This window comes from Gordonia sp. PDNC005, from assembly GCF_016919385.1.
Taxonomy (GTDB): Bacteria; Actinomycetota; Actinomycetes; order Mycobacteriales; family Mycobacteriaceae; genus Gordonia.
Window position 1 is genome coordinate 2,985,122 of the sequence record NZ_CP070351.1, and the last position, 26,746, is coordinate 3,011,867.

Here is a 26,746-nt window from a genome sequence, read left to right on the forward strand (position 1 = left end):
AGTGTTCTTCTCCCATTCGTCGTACAACTATCGTGCGTCTGCGGGTGCGGCGTTCTCACGGAGCATCGCGAGCACACCACCGAGCGCGTCCGGACCGCCCGCAGAGACCGTCGGCAGCAGGCTCATCACGGTCATCGTCAGCAGCGAGTCGCGGTCCGTGCCCGGCATCGCGCCCTCCAGCGCCTCGATCGTGGACCCGATGTCGCCGAACGTGACCGCGGTGCCGTCGAGTTCGGCGGCGACTGCGCTCGGCGTCGCAGTTGCGGCCTCCGCAACCAGTTCGGCCAGGCTCCGCTGCGACTCCTCCTCGACCACGGGCTCCGGTCGGTCGTCGAGCTCGATGTCGCCGACGATCACCTCCGGATCCGCGGCGACCGCCGCAACGACGTGCAGGAACCGATCGACCATCGATTCCGCGGTCGCCTCGTCGAAGAGCTCGGTGGCGTAGATCAGCTGACCGCGGACACCGTCGGCCTCCTCATGATGCTTCGGGTCACTGGGAAGCTTCGGGTCACTGGGGAACAGTGTCAGCTGAACGTCGACCTTCGCCGACGTGAGCCGTTCGTCCTCGGGACTCACAGTCACACCGGCCATCTCCACGACCGGGAACTGCAGATTCTGAAAGACGAACATCGCCTGGAACAGCGACGTGCGCCCGCCGGCCCGGTCGACCGACAGTCGTTCGACGATGTCGTCGAACGCGACGTCGGAGTTTGCCATGGCCGCGAGATCAGCGACCCGCACCCTGTCGAGAACGTCGATGAAACGCTCCCCCGGCTCCACTCGGGTGCGGAGCGCGAGAGTGTTGACGAACATGCCGACCAGCCGTTCGACGAGCGGATGGTTCCGGCCCGCGTACGGGGTGCCGATGACGACGTCGTGCTGCCCGGCCAGTCGCGACAAGAGCACCGCGAATGCGGCGTGCGCGACCATGAAAACCGAGGCGCCTCGCGCCGCAGCGATGTCGTCTAGTGCGCGCATCACCCTGTGGTCGATGCTGAAGTCGACGGCCGAACCGGCGAACGACGGCTGCGTCGGCCTGGTCCGGTCAGTCGGCAGGTCCAGACTCGCCGGCGCGTCGTCGAGCGCATCCTGCCAGAAGTCGAGCTGACGGTCCGCCAGGGTCCGTCCGTCCGCACCGACCGCCGCGAGACGTTCGGCCTGCCAGGCGGCGAAGTCCGTGTACTGAACGGGCAGCTCGGTCCATGTGGGCTCCGCGCCGTCGACGTGGGAGGCGTACGCCGACATCATGTCGGTGGCGAGCGGTGCGATCGACGCACCATCCGCGCTGATGTGATGGATCGACAGCACCAACACGTGGTGCGCGTCGTCCAGACGCAACAGAGCTGCGCGGACGGGGAGGTCGTGCACCACGTCGAACCCGCGACCGGTCACCCCGGCGACGGCATCGCCCAGGTCGCCGACAACGTCGACGACTGTCATCTCGATGCGCGCCACCGCCGTCTCCGCGTCGACGACAACTTGGACCGGACCGTCACCGACCAGCGGATACACCGTCCGCAACGCTTCGTGACGTCTCACGACGTCACCGAGCGCGGCGCGCATCGCGGATACGTCGAGAAGCCCGTCTAGACGCAGTGCCATCGCGATGTTGTACGCGGCGGACTCGGGGTCGTTCTGGTTGACGAGCCACATCGAGCGTTGGGTGCCCGAGGTCGGGACCGGTGCGGTGTCGGTCCTTCGCCGCAGCGGTTCGTCTGTCCCGAACTCGGCACCCGCGAGGAAGGCCGCAAGCTGAGCGGCCGTCGGGTTGTCGAATACGTCGCGGAGCGCGATTCTGCGTCCGCGGAGGGAGCCGAGTCGCCCGCTGACGGCGACAGCGGACAACGACGTTCCACCGATGTCGAAGAAACTCTCGGTGACACTCACACGATCGACGCCGAGTTCAGTCGCGAACACCTCGGCGACCAGCCGTTCGGCGTCGTCCCGTGGCGCGACGAATTCACGCCCCGCAGAGAAGTCGACCGCAGGAAGAGCCGCGCGGTCGACCTTACCGACCGCGTTTGTCGCAAAAGCGTCGACCGGGACGACGGTGTGCGGAACCAGGTGGGAAGGAAGCACATCCGTGGCGTGTGCGCGCAGTCCTTCCAGATCGAGGTCGACGCCGTCCCGTGGAGCGACGTACGACACCAGCACGGTGCCACCGGACGGCCCGTCCATTCCGACGGTCAATGCCGCGGCGACGTCCGGATGAGAGGTCAGAGCGCCGTCGACCTCGCCCGGTTCGACGCGCATGCCGCGGAGTTTCAGCTGGAAGTCGGTACGTCCGAGGTACCGTAGGCTTCCGTCGGACAGTCGCGTGACTCGATCACCCGTCCGGTACATCCTGGTGCCCGGTTGTCCGAACGGCGCGGCGACGAACCTGCTGGTGGTGAGGTCCGGGCGATCGAGGTAGCCCAGGGCCAGCTGGTCGCCCGTCAGGTAGAGCTCGCCGGAGACTCCTACCGGGACCGGCCGAAGTCCCCCGTCGAGCACTAGCGCGCCGACGCCGGGGACGACATCGCCGATCGTCACCTCGTCACCGCCGCGCAGCGGCCCCGCGGCCGTCGCCCAGATCGTCGACTCCGTCGGACCGTACAGGTTGAAGAACCGCCGCCCCGCGGACGCCCAGCGTTCCACCAGGTCCGGGGGGCATGCCTCCCCCACGCTGATCACCGTCTGCAGGCTGGGAAGCGTCGCGGGGTCGAGGCCCGCCATCACCGACGGCGTCATCACCGCGTGAGTGACTGCGCCTCGGGAGATCACGTCGACGAGTTCGTCGCCCGCGAACACTTCCGGAGGGCTCACAACGAGGGCCGCTCCGGAGCACAGAGCCATCGTGATCTCGAATACCGACGCATCGAAACTCTGCGCCGCGACCTGCAACACCGAACTCGCCTGGTCGAGGCCGAGGATCGCACGCTGGTTCTCGATCAGGTTGGCCAGACCCCGATGACTGACGACCGCCGCCTTCGGTTTGCCCGTCGATCCGGACGTGTAGATGAGGTATGCGACATCGTCTGCCCGGACTGCGCGACGCAACTCGCCCGGTGCGACCGCAGCGTCGGGTCCGGTGATGTCCGGGCCCATGATCGGGAGCCAGTCGACGGTACCGACCGGGGACGAACCAAGCCCGAGGATCGCACCCGAGTCGGCGAGTATCTCCACTCGACGTTCATCGGGCAGTGCCGGATCGACGCTCACGAAAGCGGCGCCGGTCCGCGTCACCGCGACCAATCCGACCACCGCTGCGACACTGCGCGGCTCGCTGACGGCGATCACATCTCCCGGTCCGACGCCCCGGTCGAGAAGTGTCCGTGCCAGACGATGTGATGCCGCGTCGAACTCAGCGCGAGTCAGGCTCACTGTCCCGTCCGACACCGCGCCCGGTGTCGTGGCCCCGTGAAGATCCCAGAGTTCCCCGAGCGGGACCGCGGCGACTGCCGGGCTCGCCGACCGGGTGAGCGCAGCGAAGGACCGCTGGTCGACGATGTCGAACGCGCCGACCGGCACCTCGAGCGAGGCGTCGACGAACTGACCGAGCACCCGCAGTACTGCTCTGCCGAACCACCGGGCGGTGGCCTCATCGAACAGGTCCGTCGCGTAGGAGATCTCGAATGCGAGTTCGTCGGCCCTCTCGACGACGGTCACGGACACGTCGTACTTGGCCGCAGGCACTCGGGCGTCGAGGATCTCGAATCCCGTGGTGTCGCCGGCGAAAGCAGACGCCGTGTCGGTGAGCATCGTCAGACCGACCTGGAAGAGCGGGGTGTGCGCGGCGGATCGTGCCGGCGCGAGCGCCTCCACCACTTTTTCGAAGGGCACCGTCGCCCGGGCCATCGCGCGGGCACGGACTCGGTGCGCATCGCGTAGGAAGTCGCCGAGCACTGTTCGTTCGGAGACTCGTGTGCGCAGCACCACGGTGTCGATGAACATGCCGACGAGCCTGTTCAGCCTGTCGTCTCGCCGGCCGTCTACGGCGACGCCGACGGCGATGTCCGATGTTCCGCTGCATCGGGCGAGTACAACCGCTATCGCGGCGTGGATCACCGAGAAAGGGGTGACGCCCGCGGTCTTCGCGAGGTCTCGGACGCCGTTCGTCAAGACTCCGTCGGAGATGAGGTCGACGTAGCCGCCGCGTCCGCTGGCGACCGCAGGTCGCGGACGATCGGTCGGGAGCGGCAGCAATTCGGGTAGGTCGGCGAGTTCGACGCGCCAGAAGTCGAGGTCGTCGGCGACGGTCGTCGAGCCCACCCCGGCGAGATGCTCCTCCTGCCACAGCGCATAGTCGGCGTACTGGAGGCCATCCGCGTCGAGATCGGGCGCATGACCGGCCCGCCGGGCGGCGTAAGCGGCCCCGAGGTCGCTGATCAGCGGAATCAACGACTGTCCGTCTGCCGCGATGTGATGGACGACGACGACGAGCACGTACCCGCGGTCGTCACGGATCAGTCGCGCTCGAAACCCGGCTTCTACCGTGAGGTCGAATCCGGCGTCGGCGATCGCCCTGATCGCGACGTCGATGTCGTCGACCTCGGTCGGCCGCATGTCGATCGCCCGGCGGACGCTCGAGACGTCGTCGATCACTTGGACCTGTGTCCCGTCGTCGACGGTCACGAACCGCGTCCGAAGAATTTCGTGGCGGCTCACGACATCGCGGACCGCCTCGGCGAGCGCGTCGACTGCGACGTCGTTTCCGAGTCGAACGGCTCCGGGCATGTTGTAGGTCGCCGACGTCGGATCGATCTGGTTGACCAACCACAGTCGAGACTGCGCCGTCGACAGCGGGATCCGACTCGGTCGGGGATCGATTCGCACGAGCGGTGAGTCGGCGTCGTGGTCCGTGTGGATCGCACCAGCGGCCAGTTCTGCGAGATCCGCGGCCTCGAACACGTCGGTCAGTCGGAGGTCCACACCGAGACCGTCACGCGCCCGCGTGACGAGCCGTGCGGCGACGAGCGAATTGCCGCCCAATTCGAAGAGGTTGTCACGACGGCCCACTTGATCGACCCCGAGGACGTCCGCGATGATTCCCGCGAGTTCCATCTCTATCTCGGTCTGGGGCGGCTCGTACGCCGCCGTCCTCAGCACTGGCGCCGGGAGTGCACGTCGGTCGGTCTTACCGGACGAGTTGAGTGGGAAATCGTCGAGCACCACTACCGCGGTGGGCACCATGTGCGACGGCAGCCTCCGCCGACTCCACGCGAGGAGCTCGGGCTCCGCGGTGGTCGCCGAACCGACCTTCACGTAACCGACGAGCGTCGGTGTGGCCGCGACGTCGGCTCGGACGACTGCGACGGCCGCGTCGACGGCCGGGTGATCGACGAGGACGGCCTCGACTTCACCGAGTTCAACACGCTGGCCTCGGATCTTCACCTGGAAGTCGGTACGGCCGAGATAGTCCAGGCCGCCTTCCGCGTTCCACCGAACGAGGTCGCCCGTCCGATACATCCGAGTCCCGGACGGTCCCGTCGGGCACGCGACGAACCGTTCACTCGTGAGTCCCGTGCGCCCCACGTACCCGTGTGCGAGTTGTACGCCGGTCAGATACAGCTCACCGGGCACCCCCGGCGGAACCGGAACCAAGCGGTCGTCGAGGACGAGCGCCCCGGTGTTGGGCACCGGGGTCCCGATCGGCGGCATCGTCACACCGTGTGCCACACGGTGTTCGGTGACGTCGACGGCCGCCTCCGTCGGGCCGTACAGATTGACGAGGTCGACGGTTCCGCCGCTGAGCACCTGGTCGGCCGTGTTTCCGGTAAGTGCTTCGCCCGAAGTGAAGATCCGTCGAACGGTGTCGGGAAACAGCGTCTCGTCCATCGGCCTGGATGCGCGGTCGTCGAGATAAACGTCGAGCATCGACGGCACGAAGTGCAGCACCGTCACACTCTCCTCCGACATCACCCGATTGAGATAGATCGGGTCGCGATGCCCGTCCGGCTTCGCGATCACGATCGTCGCGCCCACTGCAAGCGGCCAGAACAGCTCCCATACGGACACGTCGAACGTGTACGGCGTCTTGTACAGAACGTTGTCGTCCGCTGTCAGCGGGTAATGCTCTTCGGTCCAGGCGAGGCGGTTGATCACCGCGTCGTGTGGCACCTGCACGCCCTTCGGGACACCGGTTGAGCCCGAGGTGAAGATGACGTACGCGGCGGCGTTCCCCGGAACCGACACCGTGTCGACGGGTCGGTGCCGTCGACTCCCGAGGACGAAGTCCGGATCGATGACGATCACCGCTTCGGATGCGTTGGTGACGAGGTCTCGGCGGTCCTGAGGATGTGTCGGATCGACGGGAACGTACGCTGCGCCGACGGTGACCACTGCGTACACGGCTGCGAGTTGGTCGATTCCGCGGTCGAGCGACACGACCACCCGATCGCCAGGTCGCACGCCGTCGGCGACCAGCCTTCCGGCGAGCCGTCGCCGACGAAGGTCGAACTCCGCGTAAGTCAGCTGGGTACCGTCGAACCTCAATGCGACGGCGTCCGGGTTCTCGGCGACCCGGCGTTCGAATCGCTCGAGGAGATTCCTGCCCGCCGAGGAGTAGTCGACTGCCGGCCCGGAACTGTTCCTCTCGAGAGCGGCGACGTCGGCGGGCAGCAGCAAGTCGACCTCGCCGATGCTCGTCTCCGGACATGCGACGGCCCGTTCGAAGAACGCGAGGAAACGATCGACGTGTACGGCCAGTTCCGATTCCGTGTACAGGTGCGGATTGCCGTGCAGATCCACAAAGACCGGGGCAGTCGGGCTCGCTTGATAGAAGTTGACTCGCAGGTCTTCGAGGATTCCTGACGAGAGAATGTGGTACTCGACGTCGGCGCCCGTGATGGCGATCGGTTTGTCGAAGAACACCATGTTGACGATCGGCCCGAACGACGCCGTCGCCGCATCACGCATCCCCGCGTCGAGACGGATGTCCTCGAAGCGATAGCGCTGATGCCTCAAGACACCGGTCAACTCGAGTTGAATCTGTGCGATCAGTTCATGGAGGGAGGCGTCTGCCGCGGCGCTGGCACGAACGGGGAGCATGTTCGACACCATGCCGCTGGCCCGCTTGGTCTTGGCTGTCGAACGTCCGGTCACCGGGACGCTCAGCACAACTTCGTCCGTCCCCGTCATCCGGGCGAGGTAGGCGGAGAAGCCCGCCGTGAGAAGCACCGCAAGCGAACTGGACTGCTCGGCGGCGAGTTCGGCGAGGCGTTGTTGGAAGGTCTCGTTGATCATTCGGCCCGCCACCAGATTGATCGGCGACAGGGGCGCGGTGGCGGCATGCTGGGCCAGCGTGACCCGTTCGGGCAGATCGGCGGCGCGCTCCACCCAGTACGCGCGGTCGCGGTCGCGTCGAGACCCGGTCGAATAGGCGATGTCGTCGTCGACGAGTTCCGCGAGATCAGCGTGGGGTTTCGGCTGGAAATCCTCGCCCGCCACTGACGCGTTGTAGCGCTCGACCATGCGCAGCGTGCTGTTGAGAGCTGCGTAGCCGTCGAGCAGCACGTGATGGCCGCGGAGATACCAGAAGGCACGTCCGTCTTCGATACGGATGAGGACGGACCTGGCCAACGACGTTGTGGCGAGCAACTCCACTGGACGCCGATAGTCGGTGTTCATCCATTCCAGTGCTTCGGCGACCGGGTCCTCGGCCGTGCGCATGTCGAGCACTTCGAGCGTGAAATGCATCGAGTAGTCGACAGTCTGCATCGGCGTTCCGTCGATGTCGACGATACGGGTGTACGCACTCTGGAGTTCACGCGCGGACTCGTCGTGAATTCGGATGAGCAGCTCGATGTCGAGGGAGCGGTCACGATCGCGGATGTCGAGGTACTGGCAGACGTTCACCGAGTAGTCGGGCGACATGTTCTCGGCGAACCACATGCCGCGTTGCGCAGCAGTCAGCGGCAACATCGGGCCGGCGGCCCCGCTGCTCGTCTCACTCATCTGTCCTTCACCTCTCCGCTTGTGCGCCGTCTGCACTGCCTGTGCCCGATCATCTGACCGGACCACCATCGCCTTCTCTCCTGCTCACTCGATCGGAGGACCAGTTCCTCTCCATCCAGCTAATTCCATCGTGACCGTTGCATACCCCGAAACGCTCAGAATCACGCCGCCTCGCCATGTCATCTGTTCGTGGCCGCCTTCCGGTAACCGACAAGTGCCGGATAGAGACTCAATCCAACAAAAAGGGCGGCCCACACCGTGAGTTTGATCAGCGGAGCTGTTATCTCACCACCCGCGGCGAGAGCGCGCATCAACTCGATTCCCGGAGTCATCGGCTGATTCGCAACGATCGGCTGCAGCCACCCGGGGTATCCCTCTACCGGCGAGAATCCGGAATTGAAGAACATCAAGACGCTCATGAACAGCCCCAGGAACTGCACCAATGGCGCACCGGGCGGCGAGTTCACAGCGAGCGCGAGGACAAAGACCGCGTATGCCGCTCCGAAGACGATGGGCACGCAGATCAGTCCGATCGCCGCCACCGGGCCTTGGGTGAACCTGAATCCCATCGCGTATCCGACTGCGAGCAGCACCAGGGTGAGAACGAAGATCCGCACCATCTCGGAGGCCACTCGCGAGGTCAGGTCGGCTGCGCGGTGAATGGGAAGCACGTACAGGCGAGCGAGCAGCCCGGTCGCGCCCTCCTTGTTCAGACGGACCGCCGACACCATCGACCCGCCCATCGCGCCGATGAGAATCATCAGAGGCACCGTGCCGTAGAGACTGTTCTGGCCGGTAGCGTCGCCGACAGCGTCGCCGAGGACCACTTTCATCAACACCATGGAGAGACCGGGAACGATCACGGACTGCAGAACGGTCGGCACGTCTCGCACGTACACGAGCAACTGACGCCAGGTCAGCACCGCACTGTGGGTGAGCCAGGCGCGTACAGAGGACTCTCTCGCCACTGGTTTCGTCTGGACGATCTCGTCGACGGCGGTCATCCGCGGGCCTTCCTGACACCCGCTCGGATCATCAGGACCGCGGCGATCGCAATGCCGACGCACCAGAAGACGGTGGGCGCGGCGACCGACCAGGTGAGGGGATCGGGCGAGTCCGCGACGCGCATCACCTGGACGAACTGCGAGATGGGCTGATTTCGCGCGAACGGTTGGATCCATTCGGGAAACCGCGACTCGGGGACGAAGCCGGTCGATGCCATGCCGAGGATCATCGTGGGGAATCCGAGTATCTGGCTGGTGGCCTCAGGACTGTTGGCCACCAGACCGAGCCCGTCGGACAGCAGTGCCAAGAGCATTCCGATTCCGAGCGTCAGAATGAAGAGCGTCGCCGTGCCGGTGAACCCACCATTGGGACGCCAGCCGATCAGAAGGCACGCGACCACGCCGCAGATCATGGAGACGAGAAGCAACGCGACGTTGGTGACGACTCGCGCGGCGAGAGGCACCCAGCCGGGCATCGGCAACACCCGGAAGCGGGTGTTGATGCCCTGGCTGACGTCGAAAGCCGCCCGCATCGCGGCCGACGTCGCCGCGAAACTCATCGCCTGCAACAGGATGATGGGCATGAGGAACGTGCCGTAGTCCATCCCCGGAGTCGAGTCCATGACCTTGCGCAGAGGCAGATAGAAGCAGAGCGCCAGAAAGGCGGGCGCCACGAAGGCGAAGACGAACTCGCCGTTGCGCAGCACCTTGAGCAGACCACGACTGGTCAGGGTCTGCCACTGTCGAAGAGTTCGCGTGCCGGTCGACAGCGGGACGGAATCGGTGATCGCAGGAGGATCAGCCTGTGCGGTCACTGGGCGTCGCTCCCCCCGACATGCGGATCTCCGGCCGCGCGCTCTGCGGTCAATGCGAGGAACACCTCATCGAGCGAGGGGCGGCGCAGCGCGATGTCGGCGAGCGGGATCTTCGCGGCTTCGGTCCGGCGCATCACCTCGGCGAGAGTCTCCGGGCCGTTGGGTGCGGGCACGGACACTGTCCGCTCGTCGAGGTCGGAGTCGTCGACGTCGGTGGGGCCGATGAGGTCGCGCAGGCGTGCACGGAGGCGCGGAAGGTAGGCGGGGTGCGCCGGTGTCACTTCGCAGTACGCGGCGCCGGTCTCCGCCTTCAGCTCGTCAGACGTGCCCTCGGCGATCACACGCCCCTTGTCGATGACGACGATGTTGTCCGACAACATGTCGGCCTCTTCGAGGTACTGCGTGGTCAGCAGGATGGTGACACCGCTGTCGCGAAGCTGCTCGACGAGCGTCCACACGTCCTGGCGACTCCGCGGGTCGAGACCGGTGGTCGGCTCGTCGAGGAACACCACCTCCGGCGAGGTGACGAGTCCGCAGGCGATGTCGATCCGTCGGCGCATACCACCGGAGTACTGTCCGACTCGGCGTCCGGCCGCCTCGGTCAGTGCGAACTCGTCGAGCAGCTCGTCCGCACGCTCCTGCGCCTTCTTCTTGGTGAGGCCGAGCAGCCTCCCGAAGAGGATCAAGTTCTCTCGCCCGGTCAGTGCTTCGTCGAGCGCAGCGAACTGACCGGTGAGCATGATCGACGAGCGGACACCAGACGGATCGTCGACCACATCGTGGCCCGCCACGGTCGCACTGCCGCCGTCCGGCGGAAGAAGTGTGCACAGCATGTTGACCGTGGTGGTCTTACCGGCGCCGTTCGGCCCGAGGATGGCCACGATGGTGCCTTTGGGCACCTGGAAGCTCACGTCGTGCACCGCGGTGAAGTCACCGAACGACTTCTTGAGGTTCTTGGCGACGATCGCATTCGGCACGTCACGGGGAACATCGAGCGAGGCGGGGTCGATCGACGGGAATGCGACGGTCCGCTCGTTGGCCAGGCGCAGCTCGGCCGCCGACTCGATCGGGGCGGGCGGGGTGGCGGACATGACGTTCCATGCAGCATGCCGTGCCCGACGAGGACGCGCCGGAGCGGGCGGCGCGACGGGGACCACCGGCGTCTGCGGCGTGTAGTCAGCGGGTGCGGACACCGCGGAGTAGGCGAGGTTCGGCGCATCCGCGCGGGAAGCCGCCGACACCGGGGACTCGCCGTCGGTCTCGACCGGAGCAGAGTCGGGGGCGGCGGGCTCACGAGTCGCGAGGTCATCTCGCCAGGCACGCAGCTGTCGCAGGATCGGGTCGTCCTCCGGGACCCACGGCATCGTCTGCTCGAGGGGCCCCGAGTCCGGACGCGGTGCTGCCGAGTGACCGGCCCTGCCGGCCGGACGGCCGCCTGCGTCTGACATCGAGTGATCCCCGTCCTGATGATGATTCGTAGTTCTTATGACCCTAGTAAAGATCCCTATGACTATCGCCAACGACCACGTCAGCGTTTCGCAACCCGCGAAGGCTCACATGCCTCGCCTCCCGGTACAGCCATTGGCCCGTCCTCGCCGGACAACCCTGACCAGGAGCGGATTCCTTGCAGCCCAAACACATTCGCTCACACGACACGCGCGAGAAGCAACACGCCGATATTAGCGTGTGCCCTCTCGGGGTAAGCGTGATCGTCGGCATTGAGATCGCATTGGAGAATATGGACCCACTTGCGCCGGACCTATTGTCGGAAACAGGAGAATCGCCCCTTCCCGTTTGGGAAGGGGCGATTCGTCTCGTCATCGCAGAGGATGAGAGGAGGCTACTTGGCCTTCTCCAGGACCTCGACCAGACGCCAGCGCTTGGTGGCCGACAGCGGGCGGGTCTCCATGATGCGAACGCGGTCGCCGACTCCGGCGGTCTCGTTCTCGTCATGCGCCTTGACCTTGCTGGTCGTGCGGATGATCTTGCCGTAGAGCTTGTGGCTCTTGCGATCTTCCAGCTCGACCGTGATGGTCTTGGTCATCTTGTCACTGACGACGTAGCCGATCCGCTCTTTGCGGCTGGCACGCTCTTCGACGTTCACGTTCTGGTCCTCACTCATGCGTCTTCACCTTCCGGTCCGGACGCCAAGCCCAGTTCACGCTCGCGCATGACGGTGTACACACGTGCGATCTCGCGACGCACGGTGCGCAGACGTCGATTGTTGTCGAGCTGGCCGGTTGCCATCTGGAAGCGAAGGTTGAAGAGCTCTTCCTTCGACTCCTTCAGGCGGTCGACCAGATCGGTGTCGCTGAGCTCGCGGAGCTCAGCAGCAGCGATTCCGAGTGCCATCAGAACTGCTCCTCTCTGGTCACGATCCGGGTCTTCATGGGGAGCTTGTGCTGTGCGCGACGCAGGGCCTCGCGAGCGGTCTCCTCATTGGGGTAGGTCATCTCGAACAGCACGCGGCCCGGCTTGACCGGGGCCACCCACCACTCGGGCGAACCCTTACCGGAACCCATGCGGGTCTCGGCGGGCTTCTTCGTGATCGGACGGTCCGGGAAGATGTTGATCCAGACCTTGCCGCCACGCTTGATGTGGCGGTTGATCGCGATACGAGCGGACTCGATCTGACGGTTGGTGATGTATGCACCTTCGAGCGCCTGGATGCCGTAGTCACCGAAGGTGACCTTGGTTCCGCCCGACGCCTGACCCTTCAGGCTGGGGTGGTGCTGCTTGCGGTGCTTGACCCGACGAGGGATCAACATGGGCTAGCCCTCCTGGTTCTCTGCCTGCGCAGGCGCAGGCGCATCGGCAGCCGAAGCCTCGGCGGCCGCGTTGCGGCCGGCCTCGGTGCCGGTCGCCGTGGTGCCCGAGGCACCGCTGCGACGCGGACGGCTGGGACGACGGGGACGACGGTCCTCTGCCGGAGCGGCCGCAGCCAGCTCACGACGACCACCGACGACGTCACCCTTGTAGATCCACACCTTCACGCCGATACGGCCGAAGGTGGTCTTGGCCTCGTAGAGTCCGTAGTCGATGTCGGCGCGCAGCGTATGCAGCGGCACGCGTCCCTCGCGGTAGAACTCCTTGCGGCTCATCTCAGCTCCGCCGAGACGGCCCGAGCACTGGACACGGATGCCCTTGACGCCCGGCTGACGCATGGCCGACTGAATGGCCTTGCGCATCGCGCGGCGGAACGCCACGCGGTTGCTGAGCTGCTCGGCAACGCCCTGCGCCACGAGCTGTGCGTCGGCCTCGGGGTTCTTGACCTCGAGGATGTTCAGCTGAACCTGCTTGCCGGTGAGCTTCTCCAGGTCGCCACGGATGCGATCGGCCTCGGCGCCGCGGCGACCGATGACGATGCCCGGACGGGCGGTGTGGATGTCGACGCGGACGCGGTCACGGGTGCGCTCGATCTCAACCTTCGAGATGCCTGCGCGCTCGAGGCCGGTGCTCAGCAGCTTGCGGACGGCGACGTCTTCCTTGACGTACTCCGCGTACTGCTTGTCGGCGTACCAACGCGAGCTCCAGTCGGTGGTGATGCCCAGCCGGAAGCCGTGCGGGTTGATCTTCTGGCCCACGGTTTAGGCTCCCTTCTTCTTCTGCTGGCGCGAACGAGCACGTCCGCCGTTCTCCGCTGCGGACACGACCACGGTGATGTGGCTGGTGCGCTTACGGATGCGGAACGCACGGCCCTGGGCGCGCGGCTGGAACCGCTTCAGGGTCGGGCCCTCGTCGGCGAATGCCTCCGAGACGATCAGGGTGCGACGATCCTGGCCCTGGTTGTTCTCCGCGTTGGCGATCGCACTGGCGAGCACCTTGTACACGGGCTCGCTGGCAGCCTGCGGTGCGAACCGCAGGATGTCCAGAGCCTCGTCGACGTTCTTGCCGCGGACGAGGTCGATGACTCGACGAGCCTTCATCGGCGTGACGCGAACGAACTTCGCTGTCGCGCGAGCGGTCTGCACTGCGTTATCGGTTTCAGTAGTCATGATTACCGGCGCTTCGCTTTCCGGTCATCCTTGATGTGACCCTTGAAGGTACGGGTGGGGGCGAACTCGCCCAGCTTGTGACCGACCATCGAGTCCGACACGAACACGGGCACATGCTTGCGACCGTCGTGGACCGCAAAGGTGTGACCGATGAAGTCGGGGATGATGGTCGAGCGGCGCGACCAGGTCTTGATGACCTGCTTCGTGCCCTTCTCGTTCTGCACATCCACCTTCTTCAGGAGGTGGTCGTCGACGAACGGGCCCTTCTTGAGGCTGCGTGGCATTTTTTACCTCCTCCTATTATCGCTTGTTCTTGCCGGTACGGCGGCGGCGGACGATCAGCTTGTCGCTGGCCTTGTTCTTGCGGGTGCGGCCTTCAGGCTTGCCCCACGGGCTGACCGGGTGGCGACCACCGGAGGTCTTGCCCTCGCCACCACCGTGCGGGTGGTCGACCGGGTTCATGACCACACCGCGGACGGTGGGACGCTTGCCCTTCCAGCGCATGCGGCCGGCCTTGCCCCAGTTGATGTTGCTCTGCTCGGCGTTGCCCACCTCGCCGACGGTTGCGCGGCAGCGCACGTCGACGCGACGGATTTCACCGGACGGCATACGCAGCGTGGCGTAGGGGCCTTCCTTGCCGAGGAGCTGGATCGACGCACCGGCCGAACGTGCCATCTTCGCTCCACCGCCCGGACGCAGCTCCACGTTGTGGATCTGGGTACCGGTGGGGATGTTGCGCAGCGGCAGGTTGTTGCCGGGCTTGATGTCGGCGTTGGGGCCGGACTCGACGATGTCGCCCTGCTTCAGGTTCTTCGGGGCGATGATGTAGCGCTTCTCGCCGTCGAGGTAGTGGAGCAGTGCGATCCGAGCCGTGCGGTTCGGGTCGTACTCGATGTGAGCGACCTTGGCGTTGATGCCGTCCTTGTCGTTACGACGGAAGTCGATCAGACGGTAGGCACGCTTGTGGCCGCCACCCTTGTGACGGGTGGTGATGCGACCGTGGGCGTTGCGGCCACCGGTGCTGTGGAGCGGACGCACCAGAGACTTCTCGGGGTGCGAACGCGTGACCTCGGAGAAGTCGGCGCCACTCGAACCACGACGGCCCGGCGTTGTCGGCTTGTACTTACGAATTGCCATGAGTGTTAGTCCCTAATCCTTCTCGGGCGGTCAGCTGACCGCTCCTCCGAAGATCTCGATGGGCTTGCTGTCAGCGGACAGCGTCACGATGGCGCGCTTGGTGTTCTTGCGCTTGCCGAAGCCCGAGCGGGTGCGCTTGCGCTTGCCCTGTCGGTTCGCGGTGTTGACGCTGGAGACCTTGACGTCGAAGATCTGCTGGACAGCGATCTTGATCTGGGTCTTGTTCGAATCCGGGTGCACCAGGAAGGTGTACACGTTGTCTTCGATCAGCCCGTAGGCCTTCTCCGAGATCACCGGCGCCAGGATGATGTCACGCGGGTTTGCGTGCGTAGCCATGCCTAGGCCTCCTTCTTGTTCTTGTCGACGAACGCTTCCAGCGTCTCAACGCTGAACACGACCTCGTCAGAATCGAGGACGTCGTACGTGTTGAGCTGATCAGCAGTGATGCCCAGCACGTTCGGCAGGTTCGCGATGCTCTTCCAGCCGGCCTGATCCTCACGGGTCAGGACGACGAGGAACTTGCGACGCTCGCTCAGCAGCTCGAGGAAGGCGCGTGCCGACTTGGTCGACGGCGTCTGTCCTGGGACGAGCTCGGTGATGACGTGGATGCGCTCGCTGCGAGCACGGTCCGACAGGGCGCCACGCAGAGCGGCGACCTTCATCTTCTTGTTGACCTTCTGCGTGTAGTCGCGCGGCTGCGGACCGTGGACGATGCCACCGCCTGCGAACTGCGGTGCACGGGTCGAGCCCTGGCGTGCGCGGCCGGTGCCCTTCTGGCGGTACGGCTTTGCGCCGCCGCCCGAGACCTGTGCGCGCGTCTTGGTCGCGTGCGTGCCCTGACGGCCTGCGGCCTGCTGTGCGACGACGACCTGGTGCATCAGTGCGATGTTGGCGGTCTGATCGAACAGCTCAGCGGGCAGCTCGGCGGTTCCGGCGACGGAACCGTCTGCTGCGCGGACGTCGAGCGTCAACTTGGTTGCGGTTTCGGTGCTCACTTGCTGCCACCCTTCACTGCCTCGCGGACCACCACGACGCCGCCCTTGCGGCCGGGGATCGCGCCCTTGATCAACAGCAGACCGGCTTCTGCGTCCACCTTGTGGACGGTCAGGTTCTGCGTGGTCACCTTGTCGCTGCCCATGCGGCCCGCCATGCGCATGCCCTTGAACACGCGACCGGGGGTTGCACAGCCACCGATGGAACCCGGCGCACGGTGCACGCGGTGCACACCGTGGCTGGCGCCCAGACCGGCGAAGCCGTGACGCTTCATGACACCGGCGAAGCCCTTGCCCTTCGAGGTTCCGGTCACGTCCACCTTGATGCCGTCGGCAAAGATGTCAGCGCCCAGCTCCTGGCCGACCTCGAACTCCGAGATGTCGTTGACACGAAGCTCGGTGAGGTGGCGGCGGGGGGTCACGCCGGCTTTGGTGAACTGGCCCGCGACGGGCTTGGTCACCTTGCGGGGGTCGATGGCGCCGTAGGCGAGCTGGACTGCCGTGTAGCCGTCGCGCTCCAGAGTGCGGAGCTGGGTGACGACATTGGAGCCGGTCGCGATAACGGTCACCGGGACGACCCGGTTGTTCTCGTCGAAAACCTGGGTCATGCCGAGCTTGGTGCCCAGGATGCCCTTGGTTGCGTTCTGCTTGCTCATTTTTTCCGATCCCCCGTCACTGGATGTTGACGTCGACGCTGGCCGGCAGGTCGATGCGCATCAGCGCGTCAACCGTCTTGGGCGTCGGGTCGAGGATGTCGATGAGTCGCTTGTGTGTACGCATCTCGAAGTGTTCGCGGCTGTCCTTGTACTTATGCGGCGAACGGATGACGCAGTACACGTTCTTTTCGGTGGGCAACGGCACCGGGCCGACGACGCGTGCACCCGTACGGGTCACGGTCTCCACGATCTTGCGCGCCGAAGCGTCGATCGCTTCGTGGTCGTAGGCCTTGAGCCTGATGCGGATCTTCTGTCCCGCCACGCTGTGTCCTCTTCCGTCTGGTTTCTCTCGACAGACGAACACCGCGCGACTCACACCCGTGCATGCACGGGCGGCAACTGGGCCACATGACCACCCCCGATGAGATCGGGTGGATCGACGCTGTTCTTCTGTCGTTGTACGCTGCCGGACTATTTCGTCCAGCTGCCGACTTTCGTCGGCTTCGCCTCCGGTACCCCGCGGTCGGGCGTGTCAAGACCGTGTCAATCAGCAAATTGCACGCGTTACACAACCCGGCCCACAGTTGCGGCCCTGGAAGTTTGTGCGCCCCAGTCGGGGCAACCTGACCAGTATGCAGCACCTCGCCCGTGATCTCAAATCGTTCCCGCAGGTCGGATGCAGTGAGATGCGTCTCCCGGTCGATGCCTGAGACGGCAGCGAGGTTCCCGTTCCGTCGCCTCATGGGGTTGTTCGTTTCGACCTACCCGCCTCATCTCGCTCCTACCTGCCTCAATGCGTCCTACCTGCCTGAGCTCAGGCAGGCGAGTCCAGTTGAAGCAGGGAGGAGCGAGATGAGGCAGGTCAGTCGAGCCATTCCCGCAGGATCGCGGCGACTCTGTGGCTCTCCAGGTCGGCCCATACCCACCGGACCATTACCAGCCCGGTGGCCCTCCGCAGTCGGTCTTCCCTGCGCTTCTCCCGGATGACAGCACGAGCTGTCGTCTCCCCTGGGCGAAGCAGACGTCCGTATTTGTGAAGACCGTCGTACTCGGCCATCAAGCGGCCGTGCCACTCGTAGTCGACGACGAAGGTGTCGCCGTCAACAGCATGTTCCACCTGCAGTTCCGGCAACGCGAGGCCGCCTTCGATCATCTGTGCGCGGCTCCACGACTCCCCGACCGACGCGGAACGGCCGTCAGCTACGACAATCGCCGGCCTCGCCTCGCGGGCACCCTTGGTACGACGACGACCGAGCTCGGACTCGATGCTCGCGCGGTCTGCGCCCGCCCGCAATGCGGCGTCGAACACAGTCAAAGCCTGAGCAAATGAGCCGGCCTCAGCAACGTCGACGGCAGTCCGCACGACGTCGGTGACTCGAATGCCGTCGACGTCGACGAGCTGAGCTTCGTCCAGGTGTCCACCGTGGACGTTTCGCCCACCGCGGATCAGTCCGCCGCCACGCGTCAACGAGGTCACGTGGATGTTCTCACGATTCGGCTTCAACAGAGGAAGACCGTGAACCGCGGCTGCGGATTGATGACTCAGCACCGTCGCACCTCCATCCCGCGCGTTGCTGACCGTTGCGATCGAGCGCAGGCGGTAGAGGCGATCTGCACCTTCGGGCCCGTCGAGGTCGACCCCAGCGATCGCATACACGCCGGTCGCGACTCGGATGAGTTCTCCCCGCCGAACCGCCGCGGACAACATCGCATCGGTCCATCCGGCTTCAAGCGCGGCCGCGCGCCTGACCAATCCGAATCGGTCTTGAGGCAACAGCAGTGCAATCGTCATGACGACCCCCTCGTCTTTGTCCGACCATGATCGGACAAAGACGAAATTCACGCGACCATGTTGTCCACAGGCCGTCGCACGACTACCTCGGTTTCAGGACGTAGGCGGTGTAGCCGAAGTCGGAGGCATTGCGGTCGCGGACACCGATCTCGGCCGCAGCGGCGTCGAGAACGTCGGGATCGAAGCCGTCGGCGCGGAGAGAGTCGATGCGTGCGGCGAGGGGGCCGTAGTACTCGTCCCAGTCGGCGTCGGGGAGGACGTAGGTCGCGACCACCCGATAGCCAGCCTCCCACGCCGCAGCGACGTTGCCAGTCGTCGACCGCATGCCTTCGTACTCTGCCCAGAACTCGCGGGCCTCGTCCGACGGAGTGTCGGTGAGCCATTCGCATTCGGTCAGGACGAGGACGCCACGTTCGGACAGCAGCGGACGCCAGGCGCGGAGCGCTGCGTCGAAGCCAATGATGTAGGCCGAGCCTTCGGACCAGAGCAGGTCGACGGTCCCCGGTTCGACGGGGAGGTCGTCCATCGATGCGGCGACGCCGGTCACCTGATCAGCGACGCCCGCACGCGCAGCTCGCTCTGAGAGTCCGGCGAGGAACGGTTCATGCAGATCAATTCCGGTCACCGTGCCGCCGGTCGCGACGGCCAACGGCACCGCCGCCGGACCGGTGCCACACCCCACGTCGAGGATGCGGGGCTGCCCAGGCAGGTCGCCCGCCAATTGCAATAGGAGCCCGAGCGTCGCCTCCGACCCCGGAGCCTCCCGGGGAAGACCGGAGTGGACGTGCATGAACTTGTCGAACTGATCATCGGGCACGCCCGACACTCTAGGAGACACGTCCGGCAGGCGGTAGCCTTCACACATGAGTGAGACCCCGAGTAACACACACCGCGACAGCGCAACGTACGCGCTTCGCCGCAAGCTGCCCGACAACCGACTCGGAGACGCCCTGTTCTCCCTCGGGATGATCGCGCGAGTCCCCTACTTCGGGACGATCCTCCCGCTCGTCGAGGAGATGGAGCCCGGATACTGCCGGGTGACCGCGCCGAAATGGTTCGGCGTCCACAACCACATCGGCACGTTCCACGCCATCGCCGCCTGCAACCTCGCCGAGACCGCGATGGGCATGCTGATGGAGGCGTCCGTCCCGACATCGCACCGGTGGATACCCAAGGCGATGAACACTCAGTACCTGACGAAGGCGAACACGCGGCTCACCGCGCACGCCGAGTTCGCCGAGCCCGTCGACTTCTCGACGATCACCGAGGGAACCGACGTCGTCGTGTCGATCCGCATCCTCGACAAGGAGTCGACCGAGGTGGTCCATTGCGACATCACGACGTGGGTCACGCCGGCCTGACCAGTAGGATCCGAACTCATGGCCGGAACCTCACGTGCCCGATTGGTCCTCATCCTCGCAGCCGTCGTGTTCCTCAGCTCGTGCTCGACAGACGGCAGGCCGGTTCGGGCAGCGAACGAGCCCTTCGGCGGAGACGATCAGACGACGTCGACCACCGACGCCCCAGGCGACGACGAGTCACCGGCAAAGAACGGCGAGGCCTTCCGGGTCTTCGCCGGCACCGGGGCGCCGAAGGTGACAGTGACGGTGATCGCCGACCTCGCATGCCCGGCATGCAAGGTATTCGAATCGACGTTCGGCCCGGTCCTCGACGCCTACCGCGGCGATCCCGACGTTGCCGTCGACTACCGGGTCATCTCGTTTCTCGACCGGATGTCATCGGACAGGTACTCCTCGCGTGCCGCGAACGCCTCGCACTGCGTGTGGCACGCCGCGGAGGCGACACCAGCGCACACCCAGGATTGGCGCGAGTTCCAGAGCATCATGTTCGAGAACCAGCCGCCTGAAGGCGGTCCGGGACTGTCCACCACACAGTTGGCCCAGTTCGCCACGACCGCGGGAATGCCGTCTGCCAATCGTTGCATCCTCGAGTCGAAGCGTTCCTCCGATGTGTCTGCAGTGACCCGCGCGGTGACGAACGACCCGACTTTCCAGGGCACTCCGACAGTGAAGATCAACGGCGACACATACACGCCGACCACACCAACCGCCCTGAAGTCGGCCATCGACCAGGCCAAGCGCAATTGATGTGCCGATCGGACGGGCTCACGGTCGACGCTGAAATCTCCGCAACCTGTCATCAAGTTCTCAGGATGATGCAAGTAGTCTGACTTCGAAGAACGCCACGTCGCGGACGACGGCCCCATGCCCGGCGCGACACGACCCGTGAAGGACCGTCTGCCGTGACCCAGAATCGCCCCAAGATCGTCGATCCCCGTGAGGCCGAACGACGTCGTTCACTGATGTTCAAGATCGGCGCAGCCGTAGTCCTGATCGCCATCGCCGCGGGTGTCGCCATCTGGGCGGTTGTGAGCAACCAGGAAGACGACAACGTCAGCGCATCCGGGACCCCGTCAGTCGTGAACCAGGACGGCGCGATCCGCATCACCACCGCGCCGAAGGGCTCCACCCCCAAGGCAGTCTTGACCATCGTCGAGGACTTCCAGTGCCCCGCCTGCAACTCATTCGAGCAGAATTTCGGCTCCACGGTGAACGAGCTCGCGAAGAATCCGAACGTCGCGATCGACTATAAGCCGATCATCTTCCTCGACCGTGGACGCGATACGAACTACTCGGCGAACACCGCGAACGCCTCCATGTGTGTCGCTGAAGCCACGGGCAAGAACGGCGACATGGCGTCCTGGAAGAAGTTCCACGACCTCCTGTTCGCGAACCAGTCCGAAGAGGGCGGCCCGGGACCGAGCGCAGACTCGCTGAAGAGCTGGGCTAAGGACGCGGGTGCGGGCGGCGCGGGTCAGTGCATCGATGACAACCGGTTCGGCGCATGGCTGAACGCTCGCAGCACCGAGATCCTGAAGGACCCGGGCTTCAAGGGCACGCCGTGGGTGCGACTCAACGGCACCACCGTCGAGCTCTCGACGCCGGACGCGCTGTCGGCAGCTGTCCTCGCCGCAGCCAAGTAGCCCGACATGACTGATCAGGAGGCGGCCGCCGCCCCGGAGCCGAGCACAACGGACGTCGCGCCGGCCGAGGACCACAACAACACTGCTTCGCTCACCGAGCGGCGGTCGGTGTCGACCGTCGCCGCGTGGGCCCTGTTGGTCCTGGGAGTCCTCGGACTCGCCGCGGCCGCGATGCTGACGATCGAACGCATCGAACTGCTGATCAACCCGCAGGCCGATCTTTCCTGCAACTTCAACCCGATCATCTCCTGCGGATCGGTGATGGAGACCGCTCAGGCGCGATTCTTCGGGTTCCCCAACCCGATCCTCGGTCTGCCCGCGTTCGCCGTCATCATCACCACCGCGGTCCTGTCGATCGGCCGAGTGAAGCTGCCGCGCTGGTACTGGATCGGTCAGACGATCGGTGCGTCGCTCGGATGGATCTTCGTCCACTACCTGATCTTCCAGAGCGCCTTCCGCATCGGCGCGCTGTGCCCGTACTGCATGGTGGTCTGGACGATCGTCCCGATCATCTGGGCGATCAGCCTGTCGCGTTCACTTCCGGACTCCACACTCGGACGTTCGGTCCGTGAATGGCTCGTCGTGCTGTTGCCTGTCTGGTACGTCGGTGTCCTGTGTGTCATCGGCGTCAAGTTCTGGGACTACTGGAGCACGCTCTTCTGAGCTGCAGACGCATCAGTTTCTCGCCCCGGTCACCCGCGCGATTCGCTCAGGTGACCGGGGCGAGTTTGCGTTGTGGGTCAGTTCCAGCGGGCCGCTATGAGAGCGGCGAGCATGACGATTGTGGCGTGCGGGCCGCTGGAGAGCGGGCCTGGCAGGATCGAACCGTCGATCACACGGAGTCCGAGTACCCCGTCGACGCGACCGTCCGCGTCGACTGCGGAGCCCGCCGGCAGCGTCCCCCACGCGTGCTGAGACATCCCGACTGTCGGGTCCACCCGAACCGATCCGGGCTCGACAAGGTCGGCGAACTCCGCCGATCCGAGCATCCGCACGACTGTCTCGACACCGGCGGACAGTCGGTTCGCTGAATCGGCGTCGGGTTCGCCCAGGTCGACGATGCCGTTCGCCACCGTGCCCTGAGCTCCGGCCATGTCCGCCACTCCGATCGGGACGCCCGTCGGGTCGAGCGAGGTGAACTCGGCGAAGTCGTTGGAGTACGGCCTGATCTCCAGACCTTCGGGAGTGTGAATCACCGTCTGCAGCAGCGCGGTCGACGTCAGGACTCGTCGGGGTGTGAACCGGACGATGCGCTCAGCGTGTTCGTGCAACGGCATAGGTCCGATGATCGGCGCCATCAACGACGACGTCCCGATCGTCCCTGCGCACATCACGACCTCGCCGGCACTGATCGTCTCTCCCGCATCGGTCAGGACGCCAACCGTCTTTCCTGCTCGGACGAGCAGACGAGCGGCCGAGGTGTCCGCGCGGACGGCGAGGTTCGGGCGGCCGGTCACGAGCAGGTTCGCCGTCGTCCATCGGTTCCCGTTGATGCTGTTGGTCCGCACTCGGTTGACCCCGATCCGAGGCCACACGCTGTCCTGTTGGGGACCCGCCCACGCTTCGATCGCCCGTGGAACCTCGCCCAACTCCGTGTCGCTGAACCGCCGGACTCGCATGATTCGCTCGGTCTCGGCGAACGCGGCCTCGATCTCCTGGAGCGTCCACGGCCAGTCGGTGTAGTCCGTTCGATGGCCGCGGAGAAAGTAGCCGCCGTTGATCGCCGACGACCCGCCGAGCCCCCGACCGCGGACCATCGGCCGCCCACGTCGCTCGACGATCTGCACCGCGCGCACCGGATGGTCGATCGGAAGCCGGTTCATGCTGGACTCGAACACAGCGCCCGGGCCCGACTCCACCATCAACACCTGGCGAGACGGGTCACGCGAGAGATACTCGGCGACAACACATCCCGCCGATCCCGCACCGACGACCAGTACGTCGGGCGTTGTCATCGGCGCGAGATCACCGGGCGTAGAGCACCGACGTCACGGCGGGCGATCACACCCTGCCACAGGCCTGCCCCATACGCGAGATCATCGAGGCGACGGAACACGATGTAGTGCAGTGGGCTCATCACCGGCGTCTCCGGGTCGACCAGCTGATTCCGCACCCACATCGCCAGCGCCTCGACCACTGCGACCCATCCGAACCACACTCGGAACCGGCGACTCACCGCACACGCGACCAACGACACCGGCCAGTAATGACGCAGCACCGCCGCCGCCACCTGGAGAAGTCCGAAACCGAACGCCCGACCCGTGTTGACCGCCGCGATCCTCTCCCGGTGCGGGACGTGTGCCACCGCGCGCGTCGTGTTGCGGCAGACGATCGCCGCGATCACCACCGCGACCAACATGCCGATGCGAGTTCGAGTCGCGAGTGCGACGACGCCCGCCGCGATCGGCGCAGTCATCACGAGGGGCGCCGCGAGTTCTCCGTGTCGGAGTGCGAGCTCGGCGGCACCGGTTCCGTAGAAACGTCGCCGATTGAGCATGCCCGACAACGACTCTCGGTGGTCGTGTGCCACTTCGGCGATGGGGTCGTAGCGGATGCGCCATCCAGCCTGGTGCGTCCGCCAGCAGAGGTCGACGTCTTCGGCGACACGAAGCGACTCGTCGAACGACAGGAAACCCGCACGGCGCACCACCATCGCCGCGCTCGGCACGTATGCGAGCGGCGTCCCAGGAGCGACCAGCGCTTCCCGCGGTCCCATGTCGAGCGAGGAGAACCGGTTGGCGTAGTCCGCGACGGACGACGTCGAGTCGCTCCCCGCCGCCACCGTCTGCAGTCCCACGATTCGGGGCGCGACTATTGCGACGGTGGGATCGGCGAAGTGCCCGAGCAGCATCGTCAGCCAGTCTCCGGTCGGCACGGTGTCGGAGTCGAGGAAGGCGACGAACTCAGTCGATGCCGCTGCGACTCCGGCGTTGCGGGCAGCCGCCGGACCACGATTCTCGTCGAATCGGATCAGTCCCACCTGTCCGCCGACCTCGATCGGGATGTCGGAACCGTCGTCGACGACGATGACCGACGCCTCCTGGTCTGACAATGCGTTGAGCAGTCTGTCGACTCCGGACTGGTTGCCGCGCACCGGAATCACCACGGTCACGTCGCCGACGCACGGTCCGGACATCGGACGCGGATGAGCGATGCCCGCATCGAGGAGACGGCGGGCCAGCACCTGAGTCCCGACATCAGCGACCGCGATCCGACCGTCCACGGACGTCATTCCGAGCGCTGGATCGGACAGTTTCATCACCCTCATCGGTGACCCGCCGACGAGGTAGCGGAGGTTTCCGCGCCGTGCGCACCGCGGATCGATCTGCACCTGGAAGCCGCTCGGCAGCACGGTGCTCGTCGGACCTGACGTCTTCACATCAGCCGCCCGTCGTCGCCGACAATCCACGACACCACCGACGCGGCGAGTGCACGCGACCGATCGTCGAGCATGTGCTCGCCCCGGGCGGCGTCGGCTCGCGTGGGGTCGCCGAGCACTCCCGTCGGGGCCACCGCGGCCACTCCGCCCTCACGCAGCGCCGTCATCAACGTGGCGATCGGCTCGGTGTTTCCGGGCGCGAGTTCGGACGTCCGGACCGCATCCGGGTCCACTGCCAGGAGGACAGAGGTCTCGGTGTCCCCGGCGTGTGCGTCGGCGCCGCGGAACGCGCACGGCCACCATGCGACGTCTCGCCCCTCGTATCGCAGGAGACGCACCGCGGCGGCCAACGCCGTCGCGTTGCCGCCGTGTCCGTTGACGAAGACGATTCGCTTGGCCCATCGACACGCACTGCGGCCGTACTCGACGATCAGTCGTTCCATCACGTCCCCGCCGATCGAGACGGTGCCGGGGAATCCCTCGTGCTCGCCGGAGGCGCCGTACGCGATCGCGGGGGCGATCATCGCGTCGAGGACGACTTCGGTCAGTGTCAGCGCGCGGATCGCGACCTCACTGGCGATTCGCCCGTCCGTGTCCATCGGGAGATGGGGTCCATGCTGTTCGACGGCCCCGACGGGGACGAGGATCGTCAGTTCCCTGTCGATCACGTCAGTCCACGTCGACGACCCCAATTCACGCACTGGCGTCATTCGGACAACCCTACCGATCACAACGCGTCTCGTCAGTACCCGAGTCGGACGAGATCGGTGACCCACGCCCGGACAAGTCCACTTATGCGGCGTGTGTAATGCTGAGTGAAACCAGGTGATTCACAGCACTCACCCGACTTCATCGGAGGCACTGCATGACCCCTACGACGAACCGCGCGCCCTCGGGCCGTTCCGGCCCGCTCGCGAACATTCGTGTCATCGAATTCGCAGGCATCGGCCCCGGCCCCCATGCCGCCATGCTCCTCGCCGACCTCGGCGCCGACGTCGTCCGCGTCCAGCGCCCCGGTGAACTGCCCGACCCCAACCGCAACGCCGACGCACTGCTCCGCGGACGCCGCGTCGTCGAAGCGAATCTGAAGAACCCTGCCGACCGAGAGACGATCCTCAACCTCGTCGCTAAGGCCGATGTTGTGATCGAGGGCTTCCGCCCGGGCGTCATGGAACGCCTCGGGTTCGGCCCCGACGACCTCGCGCAGGTCAACAGCAGTCTCGTCTACGGCCGCATGACCGGGTGGGGACAGGAGGGCCCGCGAGCGAATCTCGCAGGCCACGACATGAACTACATCTCGCTCACCGGCATGCTCCACGCGATCGGCCGCCCGGACGAGAAGCCCACTCCCCCGCTCAACCTCGTCGGCGACTTCGGCGGCGGTTCGATGTTCCTGGTCATGGGCATCCTCGCAGCACTGGTCGAGCGCAGCGTCTCGGGCAAGGGTGAGGTGATCGACGCCGCGATGTGCGACGGCGCATCGGTGCTCGGCCAGATGATGTGGGCCTTCCGCGGCACCGGACTGTGGCAGGACCGCCGCGGTGTGAACCTCCTCGACACCGGCGCCCCGTTCTACGAGGTGTACGAGACCTCCGACGGCAAGTGGATGGCCGTCGGCGCCATCGAACCGCAGTTCTACGCCGAGCTCATCAAGGGCCTCGGGCTCGACCCGGAAGCCATTCCGCACCAGATGGACTTCTCGAAGTGGCCCGAGCAGCGTGCGATCTTCGAGGAGACGTTCAAGACCAAGACCCGCGACGAATGGGCTGCGATCTTCGAGGGCACCGACGCGTGCACGTCGCCGATCCTGGACTTCCTCGAAGCCCCGAACGACCCGCATCTCGCAGCCCGCGGCTCTCTCGTGGAGATCGACGGCGTGATGCAGGCTCAGGTAGCTCCCCGATTCGCGCGCTCGGTGACCGAGACGCCCACCGGCCCGCACCGCACCGCGACCGACCCCGCCACCCTCTGGCAGGACTGAAATTCACAACGACTGCGGCCCACCGGAAATCCGGTGGGCCGCAGTCGTTGTTT

General features: G+C 65.8%; 25 protein-coding genes. 5 read left to right on the plus strand and 20 right to left on the minus strand.

What is annotated here, in order from left to right; translation table 11 throughout:
- Positions 1 to 27 precede the first annotated feature (27 nt).
- The 17 genes from JVX90_RS14270 to JVX90_RS14350 form a co-directional block, all read right to left on the minus strand.
- Positions 28 to 7,938: a non-ribosomal peptide synthetase gene (locus JVX90_RS14270; RefSeq protein WP_205329386.1), complete on the minus strand. Its 7,911-nt coding sequence runs from the start codon at positions 7,936 to 7,938 to the stop codon at positions 28 to 30.
- Between the two features lie 179 nt (positions 7,939 to 8,117).
- Positions 8,118 to 8,942, minus strand: coding sequence for an ABC transporter permease (locus JVX90_RS14275; protein ID WP_205329387.1), 825 nt, complete (start codon positions 8,940 to 8,942; stop codon positions 8,118 to 8,120).
- The gene (locus JVX90_RS14280; protein ID WP_205329388.1) at positions 8,939 to 9,757 is read right to left on the minus strand and encodes an ABC transporter permease; all 819 of its coding nucleotides are present in this window, start codon (positions 9,755 to 9,757) and stop codon (positions 8,939 to 8,941) included. The genes JVX90_RS14275 and JVX90_RS14280 overlap by 4 nt, the downstream gene beginning before the upstream one ends.
- A complete protein-coding gene (locus JVX90_RS14285) occupies positions 9,754 to 11,205 on the minus strand; it encodes an ATP-binding cassette domain-containing protein (protein ID WP_240193908.1) in 1,452 nt (483 codons plus the stop codon). Before JVX90_RS14285 ends, JVX90_RS14280 begins: the two co-directional genes overlap by 4 nt.
- Positions 11,206 to 11,597: 392 nt before the next feature.
- Entirely contained in the window at positions 11,598 to 11,879 is a 282-nt protein-coding gene (rpsQ, locus tag JVX90_RS14290) for a 30S ribosomal protein S17 (protein WP_008376011.1), read from the minus strand.
- Positions 11,876 to 12,109, minus strand: a complete 234-nt coding sequence (gene rpmC / locus JVX90_RS14295) for a 50S ribosomal protein L29 (RefSeq protein ID WP_008376012.1) — start codon at positions 12,107 to 12,109, stop codon at positions 11,876 to 11,878. The genes rpsQ and rpmC overlap by 4 nt, the downstream gene beginning before the upstream one ends.
- Entirely contained in the window at positions 12,109 to 12,525 is a 417-nt protein-coding gene (gene rplP / locus JVX90_RS14300; protein ID WP_008376013.1) for a 50S ribosomal protein L16, read from the minus strand. The genes rpmC and rplP overlap by 1 nt, the downstream gene beginning before the upstream one ends.
- Before the next feature lie 3 nt (positions 12,526 to 12,528).
- Positions 12,529 to 13,341, minus strand: a complete 813-nt coding sequence (gene rpsC, locus JVX90_RS14305; protein ID WP_205329389.1) for a 30S ribosomal protein S3 — start codon at positions 13,339 to 13,341, stop codon at positions 12,529 to 12,531.
- Positions 13,342 to 13,344: 3 nt separating this feature from the next.
- Entirely contained in the window at positions 13,345 to 13,752 is a 408-nt protein-coding gene (gene rplV / locus JVX90_RS14310; protein WP_008376016.1) for a 50S ribosomal protein L22, read from the minus strand.
- Between the two features lie 2 nt (positions 13,753 to 13,754).
- Positions 13,755 to 14,036 (minus strand): 30S ribosomal protein S19, encoded by a 282-nt coding sequence (rpsS, locus tag JVX90_RS14315; protein WP_045823701.1) that lies wholly within the window; start codon positions 14,034 to 14,036, stop codon positions 13,755 to 13,757.
- A gap of 16 nt (positions 14,037 to 14,052) precedes the next feature.
- On the minus strand, positions 14,053 to 14,889 hold the full coding sequence (gene rplB, locus JVX90_RS14320; RefSeq protein WP_205329390.1) for a 50S ribosomal protein L2: 837 nt from the start codon (positions 14,887 to 14,889) through the stop codon (positions 14,053 to 14,055).
- A gap of 30 nt (positions 14,890 to 14,919) precedes the next feature.
- Positions 14,920 to 15,225, minus strand: coding sequence for a 50S ribosomal protein L23 (gene rplW / locus JVX90_RS14325; protein ID WP_205329391.1), 306 nt, complete (start codon positions 15,223 to 15,225; stop codon positions 14,920 to 14,922).
- A gap of 2 nt (positions 15,226 to 15,227) precedes the next feature.
- On the minus strand, positions 15,228 to 15,884 hold the full coding sequence (rplD, locus tag JVX90_RS14330; RefSeq protein WP_205329392.1) for a 50S ribosomal protein L4: 657 nt from the start codon (positions 15,882 to 15,884) through the stop codon (positions 15,228 to 15,230).
- Entirely contained in the window at positions 15,881 to 16,537 is a 657-nt protein-coding gene (gene rplC / locus JVX90_RS14335; RefSeq protein ID WP_205329393.1) for a 50S ribosomal protein L3, read from the minus strand. The genes rplD and rplC overlap by 4 nt, the downstream gene beginning before the upstream one ends.
- Positions 16,538 to 16,553: 16 nt before the next feature.
- The gene (rpsJ, locus tag JVX90_RS14340) at positions 16,554 to 16,859 is read right to left on the minus strand and encodes a 30S ribosomal protein S10 (protein ID WP_003938093.1); all 306 of its coding nucleotides are present in this window, start codon (positions 16,857 to 16,859) and stop codon (positions 16,554 to 16,556) included.
- 540 nt (positions 16,860 to 17,399) lie between these two features.
- Positions 17,400 to 18,329, minus strand: a complete 930-nt coding sequence (locus tag JVX90_RS14345; protein WP_205329394.1) for a type IV toxin-antitoxin system AbiEi family antitoxin domain-containing protein — start codon at positions 18,327 to 18,329, stop codon at positions 17,400 to 17,402.
- A gap of 82 nt (positions 18,330 to 18,411) precedes the next feature.
- A complete protein-coding gene (locus JVX90_RS14350; protein WP_205329395.1) occupies positions 18,412 to 19,146 on the minus strand; it encodes a class I SAM-dependent methyltransferase in 735 nt (244 codons plus the stop codon).
- Between the two features lie 46 nt (positions 19,147 to 19,192).
- Between JVX90_RS14350 and JVX90_RS14355 the strand changes: the two genes are divergently transcribed.
- The 4 genes from JVX90_RS14355 (at position 19,193) to JVX90_RS14370 (ending at position 21,996) form a co-directional block, all read left to right on the plus strand.
- Positions 19,193 to 19,690: a hotdog fold domain-containing protein gene (locus tag JVX90_RS14355; RefSeq protein WP_205329396.1), complete on the plus strand. Its 498-nt coding sequence runs from the start codon at positions 19,193 to 19,195 to the stop codon at positions 19,688 to 19,690.
- Between the two features lie 18 nt (positions 19,691 to 19,708).
- A complete protein-coding gene (locus JVX90_RS14360) occupies positions 19,709 to 20,437 on the plus strand; it encodes a thioredoxin domain-containing protein (protein ID WP_205329397.1) in 729 nt (242 codons plus the stop codon).
- 155 nt (positions 20,438 to 20,592) lie between these two features.
- Positions 20,593 to 21,333 carry a thioredoxin domain-containing protein gene (locus JVX90_RS14365; protein WP_240193909.1) on the plus strand — a complete coding sequence of 247 codons (741 nt, stop codon included), beginning with the start codon at positions 20,593 to 20,595 and terminating at the stop codon, positions 21,331 to 21,333.
- 6 nt (positions 21,334 to 21,339) lie between these two features.
- Positions 21,340 to 21,996, plus strand: coding sequence for a vitamin K epoxide reductase family protein (locus JVX90_RS14370; RefSeq protein ID WP_205329398.1), 657 nt, complete (start codon positions 21,340 to 21,342; stop codon positions 21,994 to 21,996).
- Between the two features lie 77 nt (positions 21,997 to 22,073).
- On the opposite strand, the gene mftG is transcribed toward JVX90_RS14370, so the two are convergent.
- The 3 genes from mftG to mftE are packed head-to-tail and all read right to left on the minus strand — an operon-like array spanning position 22,074 to position 25,422.
- Positions 22,074 to 23,288 carry a mycofactocin system GMC family oxidoreductase MftG gene (mftG, locus tag JVX90_RS14375; RefSeq protein WP_205329399.1) on the minus strand — a complete coding sequence of 405 codons (1,215 nt, stop codon included), beginning with the start codon at positions 23,286 to 23,288 and terminating at the stop codon, positions 22,074 to 22,076.
- Entirely contained in the window at positions 23,285 to 24,712 is a 1,428-nt protein-coding gene (mftF, locus tag JVX90_RS14380; RefSeq protein WP_240193910.1) for a mycofactocin biosynthesis glycosyltransferase MftF, read from the minus strand. Before mftF ends, mftG begins: the two co-directional genes overlap by 4 nt.
- Positions 24,709 to 25,422, minus strand: coding sequence for a mycofactocin biosynthesis peptidyl-dipeptidase MftE (gene mftE, locus JVX90_RS14385; protein WP_205329400.1), 714 nt, complete (start codon positions 25,420 to 25,422; stop codon positions 24,709 to 24,711). The genes mftF and mftE overlap by 4 nt, the downstream gene beginning before the upstream one ends.
- Before the next feature lie 155 nt (positions 25,423 to 25,577).
- Here mftE and JVX90_RS14390 point away from each other — a divergent pair, with 155 nt between their 5' ends.
- Positions 25,578 to 26,693 (plus strand): CaiB/BaiF CoA-transferase family protein, encoded by a 1,116-nt coding sequence (locus JVX90_RS14390; protein ID WP_205329401.1) that lies wholly within the window; start codon positions 25,578 to 25,580, stop codon positions 26,691 to 26,693.
- Positions 26,694 to 26,746 lie beyond the last annotated feature (53 nt).